Raw genomic sequence first — 8,409 nt, 5'->3', positions numbered from 1 at the left:
CTCCCGACCCTCGGACACCATCCGCCACAGATCCTCCGGACCCGCCACACCACCGGGGAGACGGCACGCCATACCCACGATCACGATCGGGTCGTCGTCCGTCGAGACGGCGGCGGCCGGAGCGACGGGAACGTCGGCGGACGCGCGTCCGCCGAACCCGTCGCGCAGGTAGCGCGCGAGGGCGCGCGGGGTCGGGTAGTCGAAAATCAGCGTGGCGGGGAGCTTCACGCCCGTCGCCGTGTTGAGCCGGTTGCGCAGCTCGACCGCCGTCAGCGAGTCGAAGCCCGCGTCCTTGAACGCCTTGTCCGCGTCGACGCGCTCGACCGTGGCGTGTCCCAGCACGGTCGCCGTGTGGGTGCGGACCAGGTCGAGCAGAGTCTTCTCCTGGTCGGCGGGCGTGACGCCCGCCAGCCGCTGGGCGAGGGCGTTGCGGTCGCCCGCACCAGCCTGGACCGTACGACGGCCCAGGCGGACCAGACCGCGCAGCACCGGCTGCACGACGCCGCCGGCCGTGGCCTCGGCCCGTACGGCACGCAGGTCCATCTTCATCGGGACCAGCAAGGCCTGCTCCCCCGCGACGGCCGAGTCGAAGAGTTCCATGCCCTCGGCGGAGGACAGGGCGAGGACACCACCACGGCCCATACGGGCCTGGTCGGTGGCGCCCAGGTGACCGGTCATGCCACCGGACGTCTGGGACCAGAGGCCCCAGGCGAGGGAGACGCCCGGCAGGCCCGCCGAACGACGGCGGAGCATGAGGGCGTCGAGGTAGGCGTTGGCGGCGGCGTAGTTGGCCTGACCCGCCGAGCCGAAGATGCCGGCCGCGGAGGAGAACACCACGAAAGCGTCCAGCTCCAGACCACGCGTCAGCTCGTCCAGGTGATGGGCAGCGGCGGCCTTCGGGGCGAACACGGTCTCGAGGCGGTCCTCGTTCAACGCGCCCAGCAGGCAGTCGTCGAGGACGCCGGCCGTGTGGATCACACCGCTCAGACGGCGCTCGGCGGAGATCCCGTCCAGCAGCCCGGCGACAGCGTCACGGTCGGAGACGTCACAGGCCACGATCGTCGCCGTAGCGCCCTGCGCCGACAGCTCCGCCACCAGCTCGGCAGCGCCCTCAACCGCCGGACCACGACGGCTCGCCAGCACCAGATGACGCACCCCGTGCGCAGACACCAGATGCCGGGCCAGCACACCCGCGAGGGAACCCGTACCACCCGTGACCAGAACGGCACCCTCGGGATCGAACACCGCCTCGCCGGAACCGGCCACAGCACCGGCACGCGCCAGACGCGGCACCGACGCCACCGCGCCACGCACCGCCACCTGCGGCTCACCCGTCGCCAGCACACCCGCGAGGAGATCGGAGCCCACGTCGACGCCCGGCTCCACATCCAGCAGCACGACCCGGTCCGGATACTCCGCCTGCGCGGCCCGCACCAGACCCCACACCGCAGCACCAGAGGCATCCAGCACCTCGGACCCACCGGCCGGCACCGCGCCACGCGTCACCACCACCAGCGGCGACTCCTCAAACCCAGGCGCCACCAGCCACGACTGCAAGACATCCAGCACACGGCTCAACAGACCCACAGCACCACTGCCATCGGCATCGGCACCCTCGACGGCCTCGAAGACCGCGACCGGCGGCACCAGACCACCCTCGACCAGCGACGCCACATCAGCTGCATCCGCCACCACGGCCCCCGGAGCATCCCCACCACCGGAGACCGAAACCCCCGACAGCTCAGGCCACTCCAGCCGGAACAGCGAATCCACACCCGCACCGACATCCGCACCCGCACCCGCACCCGCGGCGTCCAACTGCTCCACCGACACCGGCCGCGACACCAGCGAATCCATCGTCAGCACCGGAGCACCCGACTCATCCGCCGCATCGAACGACAACGCGTCCGGACCACACGGAGCAACCCGCACCCGCAACGCCGCAGCGCCCGCCGCCTGCAGCACCACACCGTTCCACGCGAACGGCAGCGCGATGCCATCCTCGGCCTCGGCCCCGTCCTGGCCGTCGCGGCCCGCCGACACCGTCTGCAGGGCAGCGTCGAACAGCGCCGGGTGCAGCCCGAACCGGCCCGCGTCCCCGCTCAGTTCCTCCGGCAGGGCGGCCTCGGCGAAGAGCTCCTCACCCCGGCGCCACACGGCACGCAGACCCTGGAACGCCGGCCCGTACGCGTAACCACGCTCGGCCAGGCCCTCGTAGAAGCCGTCGATGTCGACCGGCTCCGCACCGGCCGGCGGCCACTGCGCGAAATCGAACCGCGCCCCCAAAGATTCCGGACTCGCCGGACTCGCCGGAGACAGCACGCCCGACGCGTGCCGGGTCCACACCTGCCCACCGTCCTCGACGGCGTCACCACGGCACGCGTACACGCCCACCGTGCGACGACCGGACTCGTCGGCACCACCCACAGCGACCTGGACCCGGACGGCCTCGCCCTCGGGAAGCACGAGCGGTGCGTCGATGACCAGCTCGTCCAGCACACCGCAGCCGAATTCGTCGCCGGCCCGGACCACGAGGTCCACGTACGCCGTCCCCGGTACCAGGACCACGCCCTGGACGGCGTGGTCCGCGAGCCACGGGTGCGTGCGCAGCGACAGGCGGGAGGTGAAGAGCAGTCCACCGGTCGACGGAACGTCGACCTTCGCGCCGAGCAGCGGATGGCCGGTGGCCGAGAGACCGAGGGATGTGGCGTCCGAGGGAGCGTCCGCCGTCCGCAGCCAGTAGTGCTCGTGGTCGAAGGCGTACGTCGGCAGCTCCACGCGCGGCCCACCGGCGACACCGGCAGGCAGTACGGCCGTCCAGTCGACGTCCACCCCGCGCACGAAGGCTTCGGCGAGGGCGTCGAGGAGCGTCTGGCGTTCGTCTCGCCCGTCCCGCATCGCGGGGACGCAGACGACGTCCGCCGCGTCCGCGGTGTCCGCCTCCGCGGCCGATTCCCGGACGAGCCCGGTCAGGGAGGCACCGGGGCCGAGCTCCAGGAAGACCTGGCCACCGTGTTCCCACGCGGCGCGGGCACCGGCGGCGAAGAGCACGGGGCGGCGTACGTGCTCCACCCAGTACTCCGTGGTCCGCATCAGGTCGTCCTCGACGACGCGGCCCGTGACGTTCGAGACGACGGGGATGCTCGCCGGCTGCCACGTGACGGCGGCCAGTTCCTCGCCGAACTCGGCGAGCATCGCGTCCATATGGGCGGAGTGGAACGCGTGCGACACCGCGAGACGCTTGGTCTTGCGGCCCGACGCCTCGAGGCGCTCGGCCAGTTCGAGCACGGTGCCTTCGTCGCCGGAGAGGACGACGGACGCTGGTCCGTTGACGGCGGCGATGTCGACACCCGAGGCGGCGCTGGAGGCGAGCAGGGCGCGGACCTCGTCCTCGCCCGCCGCCACTGCCACCATCGCGCCACCGGTCGGAAGGGCCTGCATCAGGCGACCGCGGGCCGCGACCATCGTGGCGGCGTCCCTCAGCGACAGCATGCCGGCCGCGTACGCGGCGCTGACCTCGCCGATCGAGTGGCCCATCACCACGTCGGGGCGGATACCCCACGACTCGACGAGCCGGAACAGCGCCGTCTCGACGGCGAAGAGGGCCGCCTGCGTGTACACCGTCTGGTCCAGCAGACGCGCGTCGGCGCCGTCCTCGGCGAGGATGAGCTCGCGGACCGGGCGGGCCACCCATCCGGCGAGGGCCGTGTCGAGCTCCGCGCACGCCTGATCGAGTGCCTCGGCGAAGACGGGGTAGCGGGCGTGGAGTTCGCGCCCCATGCCTGCGCGCTGCGCGCCCTGGCCCGGGAAGACCAGGACCAGTTTTCCCGTACCCGTGCGGGTGCCGGAGGTGGCCCCGGGGCCGGACTCGCCGGCGGCCAGCACGCGCAGACGGGCGAGGAGTTCCCCGCGGCTCGCGGCCACGGCCACCGCCCGGTCCGAGAGGAGCGCGCGGTCGGAGAGGAGGGAGGCGGCCAGGCCGGCGAGCGGGACGTTCGCAGCGTCCGCGGCGGGCACCGTCCCGCCGGACTCCGCCTCCTCGGGCGGGGTCTCCACGAGCGACGTCTCCACGAACTCCACCAGCCGCTGCGCCTGCCCGGCGAGCGCTGCCGCGCTCTTCGCCGACACGACGAACGGCAGAACCGCGTCACCCTCGGGGGATGGACGCACCTCGGTCGCGGAGACCTCTTGCGGCGCCTGCTCCAGGATGAGGTGGGCGTTGGTACCACTGACACCGAACGACGAGATGCCCACGCGTCGCGGACGCTCGGACTCGGGCCACGCACGCTCCTCGGTCAGCAGCTCGACCGCACCCGCCGTCCAGTCGACCTGCGGAGTCGGCTCGTCGACGTGCAGGGTGGCCGGAAGGACGCCGTGCCGCATCGACGCGACCGACTTGATCACGCTCGCCACACCGGCGGCGGCCTGCGCGTGACCGATGTTCGACTTCAGCGAACCGAGCCAGAGCGGCCGGCCCTCCGCACGGCCCTGGCCGTACGTGGCCAGCAGCGCCTGCGCCTCGATCGGATCGCCCAGCGTCGTCCCCGTACCGTGCGCCTCGACGGCGTCGACGTCCGCCGGCGTCAGACCGGCGTCGGCGAGGGCCTTGCGGATCACGCGCTGCTGCGCCGGACCGTTCGGAGCCGTCAAGCCGTTCGACGCGCCGTCCTGGTTGATGGCCGAACCGCGGACGACGGCAAGGATCTGGTGGCCGTTCCTGCGGGCGTCCGAGAGCCGCTCCAGCAGGACGACACCCACGCCTTCGGAGAGGACCGTACCGTCGGCGGTGGCGGAGAAGGCCTTGATACGGCCGTCGGCGGCCAAGCCGCGCTGGCGCGAGAAGCCCAGCACACCGGCCGGGGACCCCATGACGGCCACGCCTCCGGCGAGGGCCATCGTGCACTCGCCCTGCCGCAGCGCCTGCGCCGCCAGGTGGATCGCCACCAGCGACGACGAGCAGGCCGTGTCCACGGTCACCGCGGGACCCTCGAAGCCGAACACGTACGAGACGCGGCCGGAGGCGACGCTGCCGGCGATGGCGGTCGTCGCGAAGCCCTCGAACTCCTCCGGCACCTGCTCGAGCGCACCGAGGTAGTCGTGGATCGAGACGCCGGAGAAGACACCGATGTTCGTGTCCTGCGTCTGGGTCGGGTCGATGCCCGCACGTTCGAAGACCTCCCACGAGGTCTCCAGGAGCAGTCGCTGCTGCGGGTCCATCGCCGTGGCCTCGCGCGGCGAGATCCCGAAGAATCCCGCGTCGAAGCGCCCGGCCTCGTGGAGGAAACCGCCCTGCTGGACGTAGGACGTGCCCGCGTGCTCCGGGTCGGAGTCGAAGAGCCCGTCGAGGTTCCAGCCGCGGTCCGTCGGGAAGCCGGACATGCCGTCACGGCCTTCGTGCACCATCCGCCACAGGTCCTCCGGGCCGGCGACCCCGCCGGGCAGGCGGCAGGCCATACCTACGATGACGATCGGGTCGTCGCCCGTGGAGGCGGTGGTGGGCGCGGCGGGGGCCACCGCGGCCGTCCGGCCGCCGAACTCGTCGCGCAGGTAGCGCGCGAGGGCGCGCGGGGCCGGGTAGTCGAAGATCAGCGTGGCGGGGAGCTTCACGCCGGTGGTCGCGCTGAGGCGGTTGCGCAGTTCGACCGCCGTCAGCGAGTCGAAGCCGATCTCGCTGAAGCCCCGACCGCCCTGGGCCAGGTCGCCGACGTTGACGCCGAGCACGTCCATGGCCTCAGCGGCGATGATCTCGAGTAGTGCCTTCTCCTGGTCGGCGGGCGTGAGGCCCGCCAGCCGCTGGGCGAGGGCGTTGCGGTCGCCCGCACCGGCTGCCTGGGCCGCGCGGCGGCCCGGACGCACCAGACCGCGCAGCACCGGCTGCACGCCGCCGCCGGCCGTGGCCTCGGCCCGTACGGCACGCAGGTCCATCTTGATGGGGACCAGCAGCGCCTCGTCATCGGCCACTGCGGAGTCGAAGTGCTCCATGCCCTCGGCGGAGGACAGGGCGAGGACACCACCACGGCCCATACGGGCCTGGTCGACCGCGGCCAGGTGACCGGTGAGACCGGTGACCTGCTCCCAGAGGCCCCAGGCGAGGGAGACGCCCGGCAGGCCCGCCGAGCGACGGCGGAGCATGAGGGCGTCGAGGTAGGCGTTGGCGGCGGCGTAGTTGGCCTGACCCGCCGAGCCGAAGATGCCGGCCGCGGAGGAGAACACCACGAAAGCGTCCAGCTCCAGGCCACGCGTCAGCTCGTCCAGGTGATGGGCGGCGGCGGCCTTCGGGGCGAAGACGCCCGCGATGCGCTCATCGGTGAGGGATGCGAGGACACCGTCGTCGAGGACGCCGGCCGTGTGGATCACACCGCTCAGACGGCGCTCGGCGGAGATCCCGTCCAGCAGCCCGGCGACAGCGTCACGGTCGGAGACGTCACAGGCCACGACCGTCGCCGTAGCGCCCTGCGCCGACAGCTCCGCCACCAGCTCGGCAGCGCCCTCGGCACTCGTACCACGACGGCTCGCCAGCACCAGATGCCGCACACCATGCATGGACACCAAGTGCCGGGCCAGCACACCCGCGAGGGAGCCCGTACCACCCGTGATCAGAACCGCACCCTCGGGATCGAACACCGCCTCGCCGGAACCGGCCACAGCACCGGCACGCGCCAGACGCGGCACCGACGCCACCGCACCACGCACCGCCACCTGCGGCTCACCCGTCGCCAGCACACCCGACACGAGATCAGAACCGACCTCGACGCCCGGCTCCACATCCACCAGCACGACCCGGTCCGGATACTCCGCCTGCGCGGCCCGCACCAGACCCCACACCGCAGCACCAGCGGCATCCAGCACCTCGGACCCACCGGCCGGCACCGCATCACGCGTCACCACCACCAGCGGCGACTCCGCACAACCAGGCTCCGCCAGCCATGTCTGCAACACACCCAGCACCCGGCCCAGCAGCCCGACAGCACCGGAAGCATCGGCACCGTCCACGGCCTCGAGCACCGCCACCGACGGCACCACACCACCGGCAGCCAGCGACGCCACATCCGCCGCGTCGCTCACCATGACCGAGGCGGGCCCACCACCGGAGACCGAAACCCCCGACAGCTCAGCCCACTCCAGCCGGAACAGCGAATCCACACCCGCACCGATACCCGCACCCGCACCCGCGGCGTCCAACTGCTCCACCGACACCGGCCGCGACACCAGCGAATCCATCGTCAGCACCGGAGCACCCGACTCATCCGCCGCATCGAACGACAACGCGTCCGGACCACACGGAGCAACCCGCACCCGCAACGCCGCAGCGCCCGCCGCCTGCAGCACCACACCGTTCCACGCGAACGGCAGGACGTTCCGGCCGTCGTCCTCCCGCGCCACGAAGGCGTTCGTGTGCAGGGCGGCGTCCAGGAGCGCCGGGTGCAGACCGAAGCGGCCCGCGTCCTGTCGGGGCTCACGCGGCAGGGCGGCCTCGGCGAAGAGCTCCTCGCCCCGGCGCCAGACGGCACGCAGACCCTGGAACGCCGGCCCGTACGCGTAACCACGCTCGGCCAGGCCCTCGTAGAAGCCGTCGATGTCGACCGGCTGCGCACCGGCCGGCGGCCACTGCGCGAAATCGAACCGCGCCCCCAAAGATTCCGGACTCGCCGGACTCGCCGGAGACAGCACGCCCGACGCGTGCCGGGTCCACACCTGCCCACCGTCCTCGACGGCGTCACCACGGCACGCGTACACGCCCACCGTGCGACGACCGGACTCGTCGGCACCACCCACAGCGACCTGGACCCGGACGGCCTCGCCCTCGGGAAGCACGAGCGGTGCCCCGATCACGAGCTCGTCCAGCACACCGCAGCCGAACCCGTCACCGGCGCGGATGGCCAGGTCGACGTAGATGGTGCCGGGGATGACGACCGAGCCCTGGATCGCGTGGTCCGCGAGCCACGGGTGCGTGCGCAGCGACAGGCGGGAAGTGAAGACCAGCCCGTCCGACTGCGGCAGCTCGACGACGGCGCCGAGGAGGGGATGGTCGGTGGAGGCAAGACCGACGGAGGCGACATCGGTGTCGGCGCCCGTCATCTCGATCCAGTAGTGCTCGTGGTCGAAGGCGTACGTCGGCAGCTCCACACGCGGCCCACCGGCGACACCGGCAGGCAGTACGGCCGCCCAGTCGACGTGCACTCCGCGCACGAACGCCTCGGCCAGGGAGGACAGCATGCGCCGCATACCACCCTCACCCCGACGCAGCGACCCGACGAGGACCGGCGAGACATCGGCCGCGTCGGCGATCTCCGTCACCGGCTGGAGGAGGACGGGGTGGGAGCTGACCTCGACGAAGACACCGAAGCCCGCACCGACCAGCTCACGGACCGCAGACTCGAAACGGACCGTCTGCCGCAGATTCCGGTA

1 protein-coding gene is annotated in these 8,409 nt (G+C 72.4%); it reads right to left on the bottom strand.

Annotated features, from left to right (window positions below):
- Nucleotides 1-8,409: type I polyketide synthase (locus ACZ4V1_RS35635; RefSeq protein ID WP_468345260.1), on the bottom strand; the 8,409-nt coding region annotated here is incomplete at both ends.

Source organism: Streptomyces sp. NPDC028991 (assembly GCF_055564775.1).
Note: the sequence above shows the minus strand (reverse complement) of the source record. Positions and strands in the feature narration are given on the sequence as shown.